Raw genomic sequence first — 15,459 nt, 5'->3', positions numbered from 1 at the left:
TAATCTGGCAATTACCATGATACTTAAATAAGTAATATTTATTATAGATATATATTACAATCTTTCCATGAATAATTTTTAATTTCTACAAAAGATTTATTTGAATTTCTCACTAAATCTGCCTCCGCTAAAACCTTAACTCCTTCAGTTTCCAACTTATTTTTTTGTTGGTTCACATAATTTATTAAATAACCTTTAGAGTCTAATATTCTATGGACTGGATAATCTGTAGCCGAGGTTTTTTTCAGATATGTAGGAATAGCTCTTAGATAGCTATTATCAACTCCCATACCTTTAATTATCTGTTTATATGTAACTACTTTCCCACTGGGAATTTTGATGATAAAATTTAGGAATCGTTCATAAGGATTTTCAGGTAATGCCGGAAATTTATGAGCTTGAACCTGAAAATTACTACCAACTTGAATTTGACCTGATTTAGTAACTACGCCTAAGATTCCTCTTTTACCCTTGATGCTATTTAATGATTCTACTAAGTGGGCTATTCGCTTACACGGTTCGCAGTGAAAAGTTAGACGAATTGCCGCACCACTTTCAAAAGTTAGCAGAGATCCAGGAATAAAGTTATCAAATCTAATGCCTGTAACCACAATATTTTCTCGCAATTCTCCTGGTTGAATTGATAGGTCTAAAATATCTTCATACCTAACAATTAAAACCTGCCTGGGACTTATAGGATCGGCATTAATATCTTCTTCTATACCATGACCTAACTTTAAATTTAATGTTTTAAGCTCTACCATCGCAGAACCTGGTTTTACCTTGGTGAAAAGATGCGTTATTGAGAGAGCCATATTCATTTATCGGCGCGATCAATTTTAAATTTAGGAGGTAAAGTCAGGTAAATCATGGGATTTACTAAGAATGAATAAACTTCCATCTCCTCCACGTCCAATTCTTAAGGTTTCATCTAAATAAGTAATATCTAATGTCGCAGTTCTGCTAGTAGGATTATTAGCTGAGACAACCTTAAATGGATTGAGTTGAGGGGTACTAATACCAACAATTTTCTCAATCGATAGGTAGCGTTTGTCAAAATAAACGTTGATGCGTTTGTTAGGTAGAGGTTCTAAATCTTCTTTGGCTGGCTCAAAGCTGGCTGTCACTTTAACATATCCCGATACTATCCCCAGAGAATGTTTAACTTTAGCTAGATTGAAAAACAATTTATTTGCAACATCAATCACTTGATAAACTTTACCCAGTTTTAATCCCAATGGGAGAGAAACTAAAGAACGGATTTCTCTGGCAGTGGAGTATTGCAGCTGCCAAGCTCCCTCTAGCAAATGAGTCGCGTTGAGCAGAGGATTAAGATTCGGATTGACGCTCTCTAGTTCCGTTGTCAATTGTTCAATTTCTTCAGCTAAGGTTTTGTCTAGCTTCAAATCGGTAACGGGGGAGCCATCGCTCTTAGCTTGAATCTGCTCAAGCTTGGCTTGTAATTTTTCCTTAAGCAAGACGTGGGTCAAGTAGCGATCGCACATTTTAAATTAGTGTTTTGATAAACTGAACCTGTTGCTTAATTTTAGATTTTAGATATATGTAAAATCCAAAATCTAGGGACGCATCCACAAATGGCAAGAAACACCGGGCGATTGGAAATCGCGGCTACACAAACGAAGTCCGCCTTCGCGGACTCTCTGAACCCGCGTTCGCGTATTCCGAAGGAAAGGCGGGTTTAGTTTGTATAGCCCCAGACTTCTAGTCTGAGGGCAATCCGCCAAAACGGGATGCTCCCAAAATCTATAACTCTTATAGTTGCCGCACTAATGGCTGACCATCTTTGACTTCACCAATCAGAACTAAATCGACACAGTTAACAAAAATACCATTTTCCAGAACACCGGGAATGTTATTCAATGTCTTTTCTAGACCGACTGGATCTTCAATAGAGTCAAATCTGACATCTAAGACAAAGTTACCTTGGTCAGTGATCACTGGGCCAGCTTTTTTTACACCCATGCGGAGTTCTGGTTTCCCACCGAGTTTTTTAATGGCATTGGTAACAGGAGTAATTGCCATTGGAATCACTTCCACGGGCACTGCGAAACTAGAACCCAAACGATCTACTAATTTACCACTATCTACCACGACGATAAACTGTTCTGCCAGGTAGTCTACGACTTTCTCGCGGGTATGTGCTGCACCACCGCCTTTAATCAAATTCTTCTGCGGATCAACTTCATCTGCTCCATCAATGGCAATATCGATGTGGTCAATAGCATCTAAGGTGGCGAGAGGGATACCATACTGCTTCGCCAACACTTCTGACTGAAACGAGGTAGGTATACCAATGATATCTTTGAGTTCACCAGACTTGAGGCGATCGCCTAAAAACTGAATCGTATATGCTGTAGTTGACCCCGTACCCAACCCCACAATCGAACCTGACTTTACTAAGGCGGCGGCGGCTTTGCCAACTTCTTGCTTCATTAACTTTACGGGATCTGCTGTTGCTGTCATTCCCAAAACTCCTGAAAAACTGACTATAGTCCATAGTAGTGGGCAGATAACGTCAAAAGATGAAAGGTAAAAAACATAATTTTTAAAGCTACACCTCGTAGCTACGCAACATTGCCAGCCTAAATTCGTCACTAGCTGAGTTACAGGTTATTAGGAACACCAAATTTTGCGTTAACCTCAGTAACGTAGTTTTTGAAATTCACGTTAGCAGCTAAAAGTGGTTATGGTGATGCGTCAGCTTTCAATTACTCTATCTTTAGTGGCACTACTACAAAATTTACCAGCAATTGCTCAAGTGCCAGAAACTACTTCTGGAATCCCATCTGATTCTATTCAACAGGTAATTGCTGCCAAATTGATGACAAACTTTTCTGATGGCAATTTTTATCCAGAAAGGTTAGTGAGTCGGGCCGAATTAGCGGCGATTATGGTAAAAGCATTTCGGCTCGATAAAAGAGAAGCTGTTAATAAAGCAAATTTAGTTATTCCAGATGTTCCCCGTTCTTATTGGGCATTTAATGATATACAGACAGTCTTAAAAACTGACATCATGAAAGGCTATCGGGGCAACGAATTTTTCCCTAATCAAAAGGTGACAAAGGCAGAGGCTCTTGCTATTTTCGCTCAAGCTTATGGTGTCTTTCAGTTTCCCGATGAGGCTGTTAATGAGATTCTGGCTTCACATCCAGATGAAAAGTCTATCCCAACTTGGGCTAGAAAAGCGATCGCTACAGTAGCTACCGAAGGATTTCTCAATACAGATGCTCAAGGCAATATTTCTCCATTAAAACCCGTTACCCGTGGAGATATGGCTTATGTATTGAGTAAATATCTACAACGACAACAGCGACAACCCGAAACACCAGAAGTTCCAATTATTCCAAATAGCCCACAATCACGTTAGGTTGGCGCAATTAAAGCTAATTGGGAAGGGTTGTCATTGGTCATTTGTCATTGGTCACTTGTACTGAGCGACTTGTGCCGAGCCTGTCCTGAGCGTAGCCGAAGGGCGAAGTCGAGGTAAGTCGAAGTATTGGTCATTAATAAGGATTTTAAGCCTGTTTCCGTTTCGTAACATAATTTGGTTTATTTCTACCAACTTACTTAGCTCAATATCAAGTGTTTATACACTGCCCTCGACGGATCTTTCACGCCAGAAAAAAGGGCAGGTGCATTGCAGTAGTGGACGCAATTACGCGCCAATGAAAAACGATATTTTGCTTACCATTTCAATACAAAAGCAGATTTAGCTCTTTTTGCCATTGGAGTAAGGGCTTTTCCCAAGCTTCCTCCCACTTTTGGGCAAAGAGAGGTTTGGCATTTTTGCCCATTTCCCATCCGGTTTGAATAGCATCAAGCAAAGTGGGCAATTCTTCAGGATTGAATAGAAGGGTAGACATCATGCTACTAGAAAGCAAAGATACTGCTAGAGGATAGGGAAACTGTAACAAGTGAAATGCCTGTAATCCAATCTCGTCAGATGGTGATACACCAAAACCAGTGACGATATGCCAAATATCGTGAGTTTGGCTCAGTCTCGCCTCCACATAACTGGCATCGGAATAGATGGGTATCTCTTCGTACAAGTCTTCAGCTCGAAATCCCTTTGCCTTCATTGCCATGCTGTAAAGGTATCCCAAGGAATCCGGTGGATATTGCAACAGAGTGTTGAGATCGTGAGGCGGGGCCATGTATCGCTCTTCAATTAATGCTGCCGAACGAGAATCACGCTTTAGATGCTCTACTGCAATGTCAAAGGAAGGTGTTTCCAGCAAAGCAACAACCATCTCTCCCACTACATCTAGACTGGAATCTCCGGCAAGCATTGCCAGAAAAGGCTGTAATGCGTTAATTTGTTGCATCTGACGGGTTAAATCGTTTCCAACTTTGGCAGTGGGTAATCTAAGTAAATCTTTGTCCATAACCATATCCTCCTGTGGTCAGAATAGAATACGAGTATTGCTCATATTTACAAAATACGAGCAATGCTCATGTTTAGTCAAGCAAATTTCTCATCGATTTTTTTAACTTCATGACTACCGATTCATCAAAGCCCAGAGGGATGCGTCGCCAGCCCCGCCAAGCCCGTAGCCAAGAGCGCGTAAATCAAATTTTAGATATAGCTGAACAACTGTTTATTACGGAGGGCTATAACGCTACCACTACCAATGCGATCGCAGCTAATGCCAAAGTACCTATTGGATCGCTGTACCAATTCTTTCCTGACAAAGCAGCAATTCTTTACGGACTAGCAGCTCGCTATAACCAGCAACTCCATCACTTACTAGTAGAATTGAATACACCTGAAAGCAAGAGTTTAACTCTCTCTAGATATATGGAGCAGGTAATTGATACTGTTGATCAATTCTTTACCGATTATCCAGGTTATCACGCCATCTTTATGCCCTTGCAAAGTTCAATGCCTGAACTAGAAGCGATCAATGGGGCAGCTGATGCCCAAATGATTGAAGATTTGGCGATGTTTATATCGGAGCATTATCCAGATTTAGAACCAATCGTTTATGAAGCGATCGCTTTTGTGTTGGTGAAAACGATCGGCATCCTTTTATGGACATCTCTTAGCCATGAAAAAAAATTCCGTCAACAACTGGTGACAGAAACAAAAAGATTGACTCTAAGTTACTTGCAAAGTTACTTGTAGCTACCTGCAAGATCAACATCGTCAAACTCCAGCATTACCTCCAACGCTCATCGCTCGTTGGTGTACAGTATCTTCACTGCAAATAAAATCAGTTTTGACCCGGACTTCTATACTTATCTCGCAGCTGGCGAAGATATAAGGAATTAGACTGTGTTGGTTGCTGCTGCACATAATTCCCATAATTAGCCTGTGGTGGTTGCGTCGGCTGCTGCAAGCCATAATTCCCATAATTAGACTGTGGTGGTTGCGCCGGCTGCTGCAAGCCATAATTCCCATATCCCATAGGATTTGTGGGGGTGACAACACTTTGACTCGGAATCTGGCTAGAGTAAGGTGCAATATTACTTGGGATGCCAGAGGTCACTGGGAGCGTTCCTGGTGCTACATTAGGCACTACCTGACCGTTATTTAAATTATTGTAGGGATTTGGCTGTAAGTTCGTATAACCTGTACCAGTATTTAACCCATTATTAGGTAATACCTGACCGTTATTTAAATTATTGTAGGGATTTGGCTGCAAGTTCTTACCTGTTGACGTGTAGTCTGTCCCAGTAGTTAACCCAGCACTTGGTAGAGAATTCTGACTGGGTAATCTATTCAAGGGTGGCATTAACGTTGTTCCTGGCTCAGAGGCTCTGCCCAAGGCATTTGTCTGAGTTGGAGTGGCACCATTAAAGCTAGACAGCTTCTGATTTGTCGATTGATTGAGTACTGCTTGCAGAGGAGTGACAGAGACAGAATTTTGATTCTTGTTGGTTTGATTTGTAAATCCAATTCCCAGGCTAGAGGATGTCTGTTCCCCCTCTGTTGGTTCCGATGCTGTATTGAAAGTCTTGAGACCTACAAACTGGTTACTATTATCAACCGTCCCAGTCCGCAATAAATTTTCGGTTTGTACAACAAAAGGATTTTTCACGGCGGGGGAGGTGTCGCTATTAACGCCTAAAGTAGGATTTAATTTGGCATCAGTAGCAGACTTTTGTTTGCTAATTGCATCCTCTAATAAACTTTTGCTGTTTTTTACCTCAGTTTTTTCTTTGGGAGTATTTGTCGTTGATGAGAGAGTTGCTTGCTCAAAGTCATTAAATAAAACTGGCAGGTTATCAATATCGGCTGCAATGGCTCTGTTTTCTGCTGAAAGTGAGGAATCAGTGGGGGTTTGTGAAACAACTTTGTTTTTTTGCTTATAAACGAAAATATCTGGATTTGACCAGTATTCCCAGGTTACTAGCCCCACTAAAGATAAAAAAATTGCAGTTACCCAAAAACCAGGTCGCCCTAGATTCCATAACCTGGCTCTGAGATAGCGTAAGTAGGCGGGAGGATAATGGGGATTTGGCATGGTATTGGTAATTTAAATTTACTATAAATCGGGAAAAACTGACGGAAACTGAAGGCGTTACTGTTTAATGCTTTTGCTTTCCCTAACAGGAAATATCTCAACTAAAGTTGCGATCGTGATTTTATCCTAACTTCTCCATCACTTATTAGTCATACCAATAGAGATGTAGTAGTCAAAAATTTACTTTTTAGCGACTGGAGTCCTTTGGCAAGATTTTCTAGAAAGTTATGGCAATTTATGGTTAGTTTTTGAGTATCGGTCACATTGGATAACATCAGAAGTTGACAACTGGTCTAATTTATTGTTGTGGCGGGACAAAAGTTCAACTTTTTTACTTTCTAGTTAGCAAACTGTGCGCTGCAATGCTTCGATACGCCTCTGAGGGCGCTGTGCTGCACCGGACTATTAACCAGGAGACTACAACAATGATGAAAGCTGAAGATATCATGACCAAAGAGGTAGTTACCATTCGCGGTTCGGCAACTGTTGCTGAAGCGGTGGGGGTGATGAAGGAAAAAAAATTGCGGGCGCTGGTTGTGGATCGTCGCCATGACAATGATGCTTATGGCATTGTCACAGAAACGGATATTGTCTATAAGGTAACAGCCTACGGTAAAGATCCAAAGCAAGTGTGGGTTTATGAGATTATGAGCAAGCCCTGTATTGTGGTAAATCCTGATTTGTGTGTGGAATATGTAGCGCGGTTATTTGCTAACACTGGTATTCATCGCGCACCTGTGATTCAAGGCAAGCTGTTAGGCATTATCTCGATTACCGACATTTTGACCAAAAGCGACTTTGTGGAAGCGCCAAAAGCGCCAATGCTGGAGGAGAGAATTAAAAAAGCAATTGAACAGTCTCGCGCTATTTGCACTCAACAAGGTGCTTATTCTAAAGCCTGTGCAGCCGCTTGGGATGAGGTAGAAGAACTCCAGGCAGAAGCGGCTCATCAGAAAGCTGAGGGGATGGTATCAGCTAAAGTCTCTTTTGAAGAATACTGCAAGGAAAACCCAAATGCACCGGAATGCCGAAATTATCACCCGTAGTTGAAGTGTGGGCATTGGCCAAACAGGGCATGGAAAAGAGGCAGAGGGGCGGGGGGAAACTCTTCTCCCTTGCTCCCTGCTTTCTCAATTTACCGTTTGGCAACTCGTATCAATAGGAATAGACCTATTCCCAAGAAAAGAAAATTGGGCAACCAAGCCCCCATAAAGGGAGAGAGGGCACCTGCTTGCGCGATCGCACCACTAATAAAGAAAATTAAGTAGTACGAAAAAATAACTACAACGCTAATCCCAAAGCTGGTACCTCTTCCAGTTCTCTGGGGTATGCTTCCCATCGCTGCACCTACCAAGCCAAAAACTACACATACAAAGGGCAAGGAAATTTTTTGTTGAATCCGTACTTCGAGTTTACGAATTTTTTGGCGATCGCCACCAAGATATTCTACTTGTAGTTGATCTAGTGCTTCAGAAATATTCATCTCACCATAGTCTCGGCTTTTTTCTGCCAGACTTAATGGCGTGCGCGGTAGTTGCAGTTGTTGGTGTTCAAATCTAACGATGTTGCGATAAGAGCGATCGGCTGCAACAAAATAGATAGTACCGTTATAAAAATCCCAAATATTTTCAGAAGGATTCCACTGGGCAGATTCTGACACCACAATTTGATTCAGATTTTTGGTGGAACGGTCAATAATCGTCAAACCTGACATCCGCTTACCATCAAACTGGTCGGCGTAAAACAAGCGTGTCAATATCCTATTTTTAGAGCCATCCAGCTGGGTAACATCCTGGTATTCAGGATAGAAAATATTTTGCTGTTTAAAAGCTGGCTTATCTGATTTCAAAGCTTTATCCAGAGTCACCCCCGCTTGGTAATTTGCTGCTGGTGCAATTTGTTCGTTAAATACAAATGTCATTCCTGTGACTACAAGACTCAACATCACAGCAGTTAGCACTATGCGATAGACGCTCACTCCACAACCACGTAGGGCAATTAATTCGCTCTCGCTAGAAAGACGACTATAGGTCATCAAAGTAGCTAGTAGCGTAGACATGGGAAAAGCTAAAACGATAAAATTGGGAAACTTTAGCAAAAAAACCTGAATGGCAATGTCTATGGGTAGCCCAGATTCTACGATTTTTCTAACTAGATCAAACACAGCATCAATAGTGACACCAAGTGATGAAAAAGCTCCGACACCAAAGAAAAACGGCGCTATCAATTCGCTGGTCAGGTAACGATCCATGATCGTAAAAGGTAGCAGCGAACCGATGTTGTAGAAAGGCGTAAACTTCTTTGATATCATAAAAAATTTTAACAGTTAAATATTGACAACCCTGGTGAAGGAAGGAGGCAGGGGGCAGGGGGCAGGGAGCAGGGGGCAGGAGTAAAATAGTCTTCGTGTTTGGTTTTGAGGTCTAAGTTCTTTACCTCTGTTAGTTGCAAACTGCTATATCTGATGTATTTAGTATCAAAGTTTAATTCTCAATGGCTGATAAAGCAGAATTAAATAAATTAATAAATTTATAATTAAAATGAAATATAAAAATAGCCTTTGAAATTATTAACTAAATAATTATAATTGTGAATTTAGACTTGAAAATTATCCCCTAAATAATATTGCCGCACGAGGGGATTGCTGTAAAGTTCGTCAGCACCGCCAAAAGCGAGAATTTGTCCCTCGCGCATGATGTAGGCGCGATCGGTGATCGCGAGGGTTTCGCGGACATTATGATCTGTAATTAAGATTCCCATACCGCGATCGCGCAGTTGTGCGACAATGTGCTGAATTTCTGAGACTGCGATCGGATCAACTCCCGCAAATGGTTCATCCAAAAGTAAAAATTTTGGCCCTTCTTGTCCAGCAGCTAAAGACCTTGCTAATTCCGTCCGCCGTCGCTCACCACCAGAAAGTTGAATTCCTTTACTATTAGCTAATTTTTCCAACCGAAACTCCCGCAGTAAAGTTGTGAGTCGTCTTGACCATTCCCGTCGTGGTACATTCGTTTGCTCTAGCACCAAGAGAATATTATCCTGTACCGAGAGTTGGCGGAAAACACTTGGTTCTTGCGCTAAATAGCCTACACCCAGTCGTGCCCTTTTGTGCATCGGCATTCCTGTAACATCCAGATTACCCAGCCAAACTTTTCCTTGATTGGGTTTTTCTAAACCTGTGGCAATGTAAAAAGTCGTCGTTTTACCAGCCCCATTGGGGCCTAGTAAACCAACGATTTCGCCCTGACCAACAGAAAGATTAACACGATTGACAATTACTCGTTTGCCGTAAGATTTGTGAATATTCTCTAAAACAATTTTCACGCTGGAAGCACCCTTTCTTGGTGGTAAATGCTAATTAGAAGGCTTCAAAGGTGGTGTCTGTGGCACAGATGGGGCAGGTGTCGCAGCATTATCTGATTCCTCGATCATGTAGATAGACTCTACCTGACGGTTGGATTGAGGTAAAGCCACAAATCGTCCTTCATCAATTAAATACGTTACTTTCTCTGCCCGGATACTGTTACCGCCCTGTTGCAAAATATAGACGTTGCCACTGAAATCAATTCGGCGTTCCTTACTAAAGTACTGTGCTTGGGCAGATGTTGCCTGAAGCTGACGAGAAGGATACAACATTTGCACGTTACCACGAGCGGTGATTACTTGATTTTTAGCATCATATTCTTGTACATCAGCGCGGATAGTGAGGGGGCGATTGTCTTTAGATGTTTGTGCAGTAGCGGTTTGAAGTTGAGTAGGATAGGCAAAAGCGCCCAATAGTGCAACTGGCAGCATTAAAGCTAATCCAAAGCGACGGAACTGTGACATGGGCAATTGATAGCAGGGCATCATAGCAATCGGGGATTCAGGATTTCAGCTTGCATTCTAATTATCTCAAGTACTTTATCCAGATATTAAATATACAATCTGGAGTGATTTCGGATAACTACTGGCTGAAATAGTGACGCTACCCCCAACCTCAAGGTTTCAGGTAATTGGCATCTGAGTGAAAATGGCGTAGGCACAATTCATGAATTGTGCCTACCAAGGATTTCGGACAACGCATAATTAATTTACCAAATGTCTAATCAGTAGACAGCACAATTCTAGGCAAAGATAAAACTTGATTTTCACCCAGATCGCCAGATGTAATCTTATCTGGCCCTATTTGTTGTAATGTTGTCAACAATGCTGCACTCTGACTCAATAGCTCATCGACATCAACGCCGCCATAACTAGATGGGTAACGCCGTAGGCGATTGCCGCCTTCTCCCAGTAGAATAACTGCACCTCGCCAATTTCTATTTTCCAAATGATACAGCGCCACAGAAATTTGGAGAATGCCTTGATAAAAGGTTTTTTCTGGTTCACTGGCTTCAATCCACAAAGCCTCTAAAGTGTCATGACAGGCGTAGAACTGACCAGAATTGAACTGTTCTACGCCTTGCCAAAACTCTTGAGGGATGGTTTCGCTCATCCCATACTGTCTCGGACTTCTTTAATTGTTTCCAGAGAGATGTCTTGTTTTTCTCCAGCAAACTCGTTGTCAGGGGTGAGGAACAACATACAATGGCACTCTTTGCGTTCTCTCATTGGCACACAGGGACAGTTCCAATATGTAGCGTGGACCTCAGCCTCTTTATCTTCGTAATGGCGACAGGGACATAAAGGCGCACCTAGTTCGTCTTTATGTTTGGCTAGTCCTTCAATCACAACTGCGGTAACAGAAGGTTCAGAACAGAAGTATGTTCCAGTACGCTTGGCGTATTGTTCGGAAAAATGCCGCATTGCCTCTAGGCTTTTATCGCTGGATTTTGTGTTATGTTCTGATGTGATCATGGGGATCGGTCGCTCATAATTTAAATATTTCTTTGCATTGTACCTCAGCCTCATGTTGGGATTACTGGGTGTATTTCCCCAACCTTAACCTTTCAAATTGTTTTACCTTCGTTCAAGGGCTGATATGTCCGGTGTGCTGGGATCGGGCAAAATATAGAAAATCACAGAAGTTTAATTTGAATGGGGAATGGGGGAGCAGGGGGAGTAGGGGGACAAGGGGGACAAGGGGGAATTATTGAATAAGTCTCTTCCTTGTCTTCCCCCTCTCCCTTGTCTCTTCTTCATAGCCCATGCCCAATACTTCGACTTCGCTCAGTACAAGTGCCCCATTCCCAATTCCCAATTCCCAATGTCCAATAATTCCTGCAATTTATAATAAATGTAATGTTTTTTGCAGTTGGGGTTGCAGTGCGCGATCGCTTTGCAAAACTATACCAGGATGTTCCCAATTAGTTACTTCTTGTTCAGCTGGTGCGGAAATATTTGGCCACAAAACCCAGCGACTACCTTGAGGAAGAGTAGCACGGCTCAAGGGGTTTTGAGTTAGCCAAATCAAGGGATAATTTTTAGGAACTACTGAACTGGCATCTTCTAAGGCTGTGGTTGCTGCTAAAGTTTCTAGTACAAAGCGTAGACCTTCGGCATCGCCTTTGATTAAATCTGTCGATGCTGTCCATAGTTGCACTTGTAATTGCTGTTGCTGCGCGTAAAAGTACAGTGAAGCTGCGGCAATTACTGCTTGTTCAAAGTTTTCTTCTTCCCAATTACTAGCACTGTCAAGAGCAATAACTATCTCTTGTCCACCTGTAACCATTTCTAACTCCCGCACCCTTAATTCACCATAGCGAGCGCTAGTTCGCCAGTGAATCAGACGGGTTGGATCTCCAAGGCGATATGGACGGAGCGATCGCACCAGCCCTGTTGTCGCTGTCTGCAATGGTCTACCACGAGGATCTCCCCTTTTGCTCTCTTCTTGCCCCATTTCGTCTACTAGGGGGCAAGTAGCCAAGGGTAACACTGTAGGATAGACAATTGCTGTGGCAGCACAATCACGCTGACGGCGACACCAAAATAATCCCAAAGGCGCACCAGAACCTAGTTCGACTGTGTGCCAGCGATAAACGCCCCGGCGCTGGGTAGGGTGGTAATATACCCAACGGTAACTACCTTGGCTAGGAATCGTTTCGATTGCCTTTTGTACTGATTTCCCTAAGACAAAGGGCAATATATCCTCAACTTGCAATAAGCTTACAGGCTGCTTTGTCTGATTGCAGATTTCTAATTCCACAGTTAGATCGTCGCCGGCTGACACAGGTTGTATGGGACGGCGGGTGATAGATAGACCTGTGAGCGATCGCGGCGGTAAGATGGCTGCTACACTCAAAAGGGCAAAACTGATGCCGCTAATGGCGTACAGCCAACCAGCCATCGTATTGATACCTGCTCCAAAAAAACAAATAGCGGTTACTGCTAGCACCCAACCGCCATAAGTAGGGGCACAAGCGCGGGTTTCTAACCAATTAGTAATGGGTTTGATGATTTTCATGTTTCTTTTTTAACCCAACACCACCCTAAATTCACAGTGTCTCAGGGGTTCGGCAAAAAAATCTGTATTATTAAAATATGGAATAGAGGTGGAAGATTCTTTGATGCAGTTAGTCAGTCGGGAGCATATTGAAATCTCTTCTGATGTGCGGAGTGGGAAGCCCCGCATTACTAATACACGCATTGCTGTAGAAGATGTGGCTATGATGCATTTAAAGCTAGGATATTCCTTGGTAGAGATTGCTGGGAAGTATGACCTGTCACTGGCATCTGTTTATGCAGCAATGGCTTATTACTTTGATCGCCGAGACGAGATTGATCGCCGTACAGCAGAAGAGAATGAGTTAGTTGAGGTACTGAAGCAAAATCATCCCTCACGTCTTCAAGAGAAACTCAGACAGTTGAGGAATGAGTGAGCGAATTCGCTTTCATCTGGATGAAAATGTCGATCCTGCCATCGCGCTTGGCTTACGCCGTTATGGAATTGATGTCACAACAACTAATGATGTGGAATTACGCACCCAAACCGATGAAGTCCAATTAGCGTTTATTCAAGAAACACATCGAGTACTGTTCACTCAAGATGCAGATTTTTTGATTATTGCAAGTTCTAGGCTCGATCATCCTGGTATTACCTACTGCAAGAAAGGAACTTGTTCAATTGGTGAAATCATTGAAACTTTAGTTTTGATGTATGAGGTGATGACACCTGAAGAGATGGTGGGACGTGTCGAGTTTGTGTGAAATCAAAGCACCATTGAAAGACTTGCATCTTCAAAAGCATTTCGGTGGAGTCAGTTAGGAATTGTATGCATAATCTAACCAGTTCTCTGTATTTTGGTCGTTTGCATCTGTAAATTTATAATTGTATATGATGATTAAATGATGGAAGATAGGTAGAAGGTAAAAATATGACAATTACTACCAAATTAAAACAACTATATGAAACCGATGAGAATTTATGGTTAGAAGAAACTATTGAATTATTAAAACAAAAACAGTTTAGCCAACTTGATTTAGAAAACTTAATTGAGGAATTAATCAGTTTGGGTAGAAGAGATTTAGCTAAAGCCAAAAATCTTTTAAGGCAAATTATTATTCATATATTATTACTTCAATATTGGCAGGTGGAATATGAAAGAAACCATCGTCATTGGATTGGAGAAATTAAAACCTTTAGATATGACTTAAGTAATCATTTAACGACGAATTTAATAAACAAGTTACAGGATGATTTAGAGAATATTTATCAAAGTGCGGTTGATTTTGTGAAAATTAAAACCGATTTAACTATTTTTCTAGAAAAGTGTCCTTACACTCTTGTACAATTATTGGATGATAATTATCTACCTTAAATATATCAGTCTGCTCTATTTTTGTGAAATTAAAGCAGCACCGAGAAGCGATCGCTTTCTGTAAGAATCCCTGCTGACTAGCGATGTCTATGCGTTAAATCTCTCGACGAAATGCTCTAATAGCTTCTCCAGCATCAGTCTCAGCCATCAAAATGTAGCGTCTCAATAAATCCAAATTGAGGTCATTGAGTCCGGGTAGTTGGCTGCGATCAGTGCGTTCATAGCTGCCTTCATGCAGATGATAGAGCGTTAACAGCCCATCTTCCCAAAACCAGACTTCCAGTACTCCCAGAGCTTTATAGCGCTCTAACTTGCTGATACTACCACTGGTAAAAACGACTTCGATTGACAAATCTGGAATCGGTTTAGCGCTGCCAATGCAGTAGGATTCGTCTGCTTGAACCGAAACAACCCCTTCTTTTTCCTGAGTCATTGAGCGGGTTGGCTGAAATAAAATGCCTTTTTCGACGAGAAAGGTTGTTACTAAATAACCGATGATACTGGCAAAAATTTCATGTTCGCGTCCCGGCATGAGAATCTCGATTGTATCGTCATAGTAAAACAGCCGCACGCCAGGAGAACCGTCAAAACCTTTTTGGATGAACTTGAACTGTTCCCACGTCCCATGATGGACAATGCGTTGGTCGGTAGTTCGGTCGAGTCGTGGGGGCATCGCGTTCACCTCTAGCAATCCCTGCCTGAATTTTGACATACTCTTTGCCAGTATGACTATCGCTTTGAAAATAATTGATTTGTTTGCGATCGCTCCTTTTTGATTTGCTCCATTGCGACGCCGAATAGCCCGTCGTAGACATCGCTTTGTGTGAAAATTTAGTTTAAAATTTTTATATTAATTTCTGTAATAGATTATAAATATCCCCCTTTATCACCTTCTTTTCGTAAGCCTACACCAACAACTAATACTACCACTTTATCAATTTCTACTTTATAAAGTATACGATAGCGCTGACCAACAGCCCTAACACTACGATAATTGATAAGCTGTCCAGTTAAAGGTTTTCCCTGTTTCTCTGGATCTATTTTTAACTTATCAATACGTAAAATTAAAACTTTTTGGTGACGTTTATCTTTAATATTTTCTAACATTTCTAATGCTAGAGGTGTTAACAGGGTTAGCGCGTCTCAAAGCCTATTGACAAGAGGACTTGCCTGATCAGCAATCTTTGTTGGAAACAAAGTGACACCATCCGAGGTAGGGTAAGATTTAATTC

The 15,459-nt window shown here is 41.7% G+C and carries 19 protein-coding genes; 6 read left to right on the top strand and 13 right to left on the bottom strand.

The genetic code is table 11. From position 1 onward, the window contains the following. Positions 1-41: 41 nt before the first annotated feature. From HWQ36_RS23525 to rpiA, 3 genes are all read right to left on the bottom strand, one after another. On the bottom strand, positions 42-764 hold the full coding sequence (locus HWQ36_RS23525) for an MGMT family protein (protein ID WP_292706993.1): 723 nt from the start codon (positions 762-764) through the stop codon (positions 42-44). Positions 765-845: 81 nt separating this feature from the next. Continuing rightward, positions 846-1,505, bottom strand: a complete 660-nt coding sequence (locus HWQ36_RS23520) for a PAP/fibrillin family protein (protein WP_292706990.1) — start codon at positions 1,503-1,505, stop codon at positions 846-848. A gap of 268 nt (positions 1,506-1,773) precedes the next feature. After that, on the bottom strand, positions 1,774-2,484 hold the full coding sequence (gene rpiA / locus HWQ36_RS23515; RefSeq protein WP_292706987.1) for a ribose-5-phosphate isomerase RpiA: 711 nt from the start codon (positions 2,482-2,484) through the stop codon (positions 1,774-1,776). 229 nt (positions 2,485-2,713) lie between these two features. Between rpiA and HWQ36_RS23510 the strand changes: the two genes are divergently transcribed. After that, positions 2,714-3,388, top strand: coding sequence for an S-layer homology domain-containing protein (locus HWQ36_RS23510; RefSeq protein WP_292706983.1), 675 nt, complete (start codon positions 2,714-2,716; stop codon positions 3,386-3,388). A 325-nt stretch (positions 3,389-3,713) separates the two neighbouring features. Here the strand turns inward: HWQ36_RS23510 and HWQ36_RS23505 are convergent, their stop codons facing one another. Further along, complete coding sequence (locus HWQ36_RS23505; protein ID WP_292706980.1) at positions 3,714-4,406, bottom strand: Coq4 family protein; 693 nt, start codon at positions 4,404-4,406, stop codon at positions 3,714-3,716. 110 nt (positions 4,407-4,516) lie between these two features. Here HWQ36_RS23505 and HWQ36_RS23500 point away from each other — a divergent pair, with 110 nt between their 5' ends. Then, positions 4,517-5,146, top strand: a complete 630-nt coding sequence (locus HWQ36_RS23500) for a TetR/AcrR family transcriptional regulator (RefSeq protein WP_292706977.1) — start codon at positions 4,517-4,519, stop codon at positions 5,144-5,146. 88 nt (positions 5,147-5,234) lie between these two features. Here the strand turns inward: HWQ36_RS23500 and HWQ36_RS23495 are convergent, their stop codons facing one another. After that, complete coding sequence (locus tag HWQ36_RS23495; RefSeq protein WP_292706975.1) at positions 5,235-6,488, bottom strand: hypothetical protein; 1,254 nt, start codon at positions 6,486-6,488, stop codon at positions 5,235-5,237. 425 nt (positions 6,489-6,913) lie between these two features. Between HWQ36_RS23495 and HWQ36_RS23490 the strand changes: the two genes are divergently transcribed. Then, positions 6,914-7,534: a CP12 domain-containing protein gene (locus HWQ36_RS23490; RefSeq protein ID WP_292706972.1), complete on the top strand. Its 621-nt coding sequence runs from the start codon at positions 6,914-6,916 to the stop codon at positions 7,532-7,534. Positions 7,535-7,623: 89 nt separating this feature from the next. Here HWQ36_RS23490 and HWQ36_RS23485 read toward each other — a convergent pair whose 3' ends face one another. The 6 genes from HWQ36_RS23485 to HWQ36_RS23460 form a co-directional block, all read right to left on the bottom strand. Next, positions 7,624-8,739, bottom strand: a complete 1,116-nt coding sequence (locus tag HWQ36_RS23485) for an LptF/LptG family permease (protein ID WP_292707021.1) — start codon at positions 8,737-8,739, stop codon at positions 7,624-7,626. A 344-nt stretch (positions 8,740-9,083) separates the two neighbouring features. Further along, on the bottom strand, positions 9,084-9,812 hold the full coding sequence (lptB, locus tag HWQ36_RS23480; protein WP_292706969.1) for an LPS export ABC transporter ATP-binding protein: 729 nt from the start codon (positions 9,810-9,812) through the stop codon (positions 9,084-9,086). Positions 9,813-9,842: 30 nt separating this feature from the next. Next, the gene (locus tag HWQ36_RS23475; RefSeq protein ID WP_292706966.1) at positions 9,843-10,340 is read right to left on the bottom strand and encodes an LptA/OstA family protein; all 498 of its coding nucleotides are present in this window, start codon (positions 10,338-10,340) and stop codon (positions 9,843-9,845) included. Between the two features lie 232 nt (positions 10,341-10,572). Continuing rightward, positions 10,573-10,965, bottom strand: a complete 393-nt coding sequence (locus HWQ36_RS23470; protein WP_292706964.1) for a DUF309 domain-containing protein — start codon at positions 10,963-10,965, stop codon at positions 10,573-10,575. Further along, positions 10,962-11,327, bottom strand: a complete 366-nt coding sequence (locus HWQ36_RS23465) for a ferredoxin thioredoxin reductase catalytic beta subunit (RefSeq protein ID WP_041565931.1) — start codon at positions 11,325-11,327, stop codon at positions 10,962-10,964. The genes HWQ36_RS23470 and HWQ36_RS23465 overlap by 4 nt, the downstream gene beginning before the upstream one ends. A gap of 370 nt (positions 11,328-11,697) precedes the next feature. Then, positions 11,698-12,873, bottom strand: a complete 1,176-nt coding sequence (locus tag HWQ36_RS23460) for a DUF58 domain-containing protein (protein ID WP_292706960.1) — start codon at positions 12,871-12,873, stop codon at positions 11,698-11,700. Between the two features lie 103 nt (positions 12,874-12,976). On the opposite strand from HWQ36_RS23460, the gene HWQ36_RS23455 reads away from it, so the two are divergent. The 3 genes from HWQ36_RS23455 to HWQ36_RS23445 all read left to right on the top strand — a co-directional run bounded on the left by HWQ36_RS23455 (position 12,977) and on the right by HWQ36_RS23445 (position 14,227). Then, positions 12,977-13,288 carry a DUF433 domain-containing protein gene (locus tag HWQ36_RS23455; protein WP_292706956.1) on the top strand — a complete coding sequence of 104 codons (312 nt, stop codon included), beginning with the start codon at positions 12,977-12,979 and terminating at the stop codon, positions 13,286-13,288. Further along, positions 13,281-13,616, top strand: a complete 336-nt coding sequence (locus tag HWQ36_RS23450) for a DUF5615 family PIN-like protein (protein WP_292706953.1) — start codon at positions 13,281-13,283, stop codon at positions 13,614-13,616. Before HWQ36_RS23455 ends, HWQ36_RS23450 begins: the two co-directional genes overlap by 8 nt. A 167-nt stretch (positions 13,617-13,783) precedes the next feature. Continuing rightward, a complete protein-coding gene (locus HWQ36_RS23445) occupies positions 13,784-14,227 on the top strand; it encodes a DUF29 domain-containing protein (protein WP_292706950.1) in 444 nt (147 codons plus the stop codon). 94 nt (positions 14,228-14,321) lie between these two features. Here HWQ36_RS23445 and HWQ36_RS23440 read toward each other — a convergent pair whose 3' ends face one another. Then, on the bottom strand, positions 14,322-14,939 hold the full coding sequence (locus HWQ36_RS23440; RefSeq protein ID WP_292706947.1) for a Uma2 family endonuclease: 618 nt from the start codon (positions 14,937-14,939) through the stop codon (positions 14,322-14,324). A gap of 155 nt (positions 14,940-15,094) precedes the next feature. Further along, positions 15,095-15,334: a type II toxin-antitoxin system RelE/ParE family toxin gene (locus tag HWQ36_RS23435; RefSeq protein WP_292706944.1), complete on the bottom strand. Its 240-nt coding sequence runs from the start codon at positions 15,332-15,334 to the stop codon at positions 15,095-15,097. Positions 15,335-15,459 lie beyond the last annotated feature (125 nt).

Origin of the sequence: Nostoc sp. NMS2 (genome assembly GCF_017115105.1) — a bacterium.
Lineage (GTDB): Bacteria > Cyanobacteriota > Cyanobacteriia > Cyanobacteriales > Nostocaceae > Nostoc.
The sequence above is the reverse complement of the archived record's forward strand: the minus strand, read 5'-3'. Positions and strand labels throughout refer to the sequence as shown.

What these genes read in the sequence shown, in the direction of transcription:
- HWQ36_RS23435 (WP_292706944.1), bottom strand. Translation starts at nt 15,334, where the DNA reads ATGTTAGAAAATATTAAAGATAAACGTCACCAAAAAGTTTTAATTTTA.
- HWQ36_RS23465 (WP_041565931.1), bottom strand. Translation starts at nt 11,327, where the DNA reads ATGATCACATCAGAACATAACACAAAATCCAGCGATAAAAGCCTAGAG.
- HWQ36_RS23455 (WP_292706956.1), top strand. Translation starts at nt 12,977, where the DNA reads ATGCAGTTAGTCAGTCGGGAGCATATTGAAATCTCTTCTGATGTGCGG.
- HWQ36_RS23485 (WP_292707021.1), bottom strand. Translation starts at nt 8,739, where the DNA reads ATGGATCGTTACCTGACCAGCGAATTGATAGCGCCGTTTTTCTTTGGT.
- rpiA (WP_292706987.1), bottom strand. Translation starts at nt 2,484, where the DNA reads ATGACAGCAACAGCAGATCCCGTAAAGTTAATGAAGCAAGAAGTTGGC.
- HWQ36_RS23500 (WP_292706977.1), top strand. Translation starts at nt 4,517, where the DNA reads ATGACTACCGATTCATCAAAGCCCAGAGGGATGCGTCGCCAGCCCCGC.
- HWQ36_RS23525 (WP_292706993.1), bottom strand. Translation starts at nt 764, where the DNA reads ATGGTAGAGCTTAAAACATTAAATTTAAAGTTAGGTCATGGTATAGAA.
- HWQ36_RS23445 (WP_292706950.1), top strand. Translation starts at nt 13,784, where the DNA reads ATGACAATTACTACCAAATTAAAACAACTATATGAAACCGATGAGAAT.
- HWQ36_RS23470 (WP_292706964.1), bottom strand. Translation starts at nt 10,965, where the DNA reads ATGAGCGAAACCATCCCTCAAGAGTTTTGGCAAGGCGTAGAACAGTTC.
- HWQ36_RS23510 (WP_292706983.1), top strand. Translation starts at nt 2,714, where the DNA reads ATGCGTCAGCTTTCAATTACTCTATCTTTAGTGGCACTACTACAAAAT.
- HWQ36_RS23490 (WP_292706972.1), top strand. Translation starts at nt 6,914, where the DNA reads ATGATGAAAGCTGAAGATATCATGACCAAAGAGGTAGTTACCATTCGC.
- HWQ36_RS23475 (WP_292706966.1), bottom strand. Translation starts at nt 10,340, where the DNA reads ATGATGCCCTGCTATCAATTGCCCATGTCACAGTTCCGTCGCTTTGGA.
- HWQ36_RS23520 (WP_292706990.1), bottom strand. Translation starts at nt 1,505, where the DNA reads ATGTGCGATCGCTACTTGACCCACGTCTTGCTTAAGGAAAAATTACAA.
- HWQ36_RS23450 (WP_292706953.1), top strand. Translation starts at nt 13,281, where the DNA reads ATGAGTGAGCGAATTCGCTTTCATCTGGATGAAAATGTCGATCCTGCC.
- HWQ36_RS23505 (WP_292706980.1), bottom strand. Translation starts at nt 4,406, where the DNA reads ATGGACAAAGATTTACTTAGATTACCCACTGCCAAAGTTGGAAACGAT.
- HWQ36_RS23460 (WP_292706960.1), bottom strand. Translation starts at nt 12,873, where the DNA reads ATGAAAATCATCAAACCCATTACTAATTGGTTAGAAACCCGCGCTTGT.
- HWQ36_RS23440 (WP_292706947.1), bottom strand. Translation starts at nt 14,939, where the DNA reads ATGTCAAAATTCAGGCAGGGATTGCTAGAGGTGAACGCGATGCCCCCA.
- HWQ36_RS23495 (WP_292706975.1), bottom strand. Translation starts at nt 6,488, where the DNA reads ATGCCAAATCCCCATTATCCTCCCGCCTACTTACGCTATCTCAGAGCC.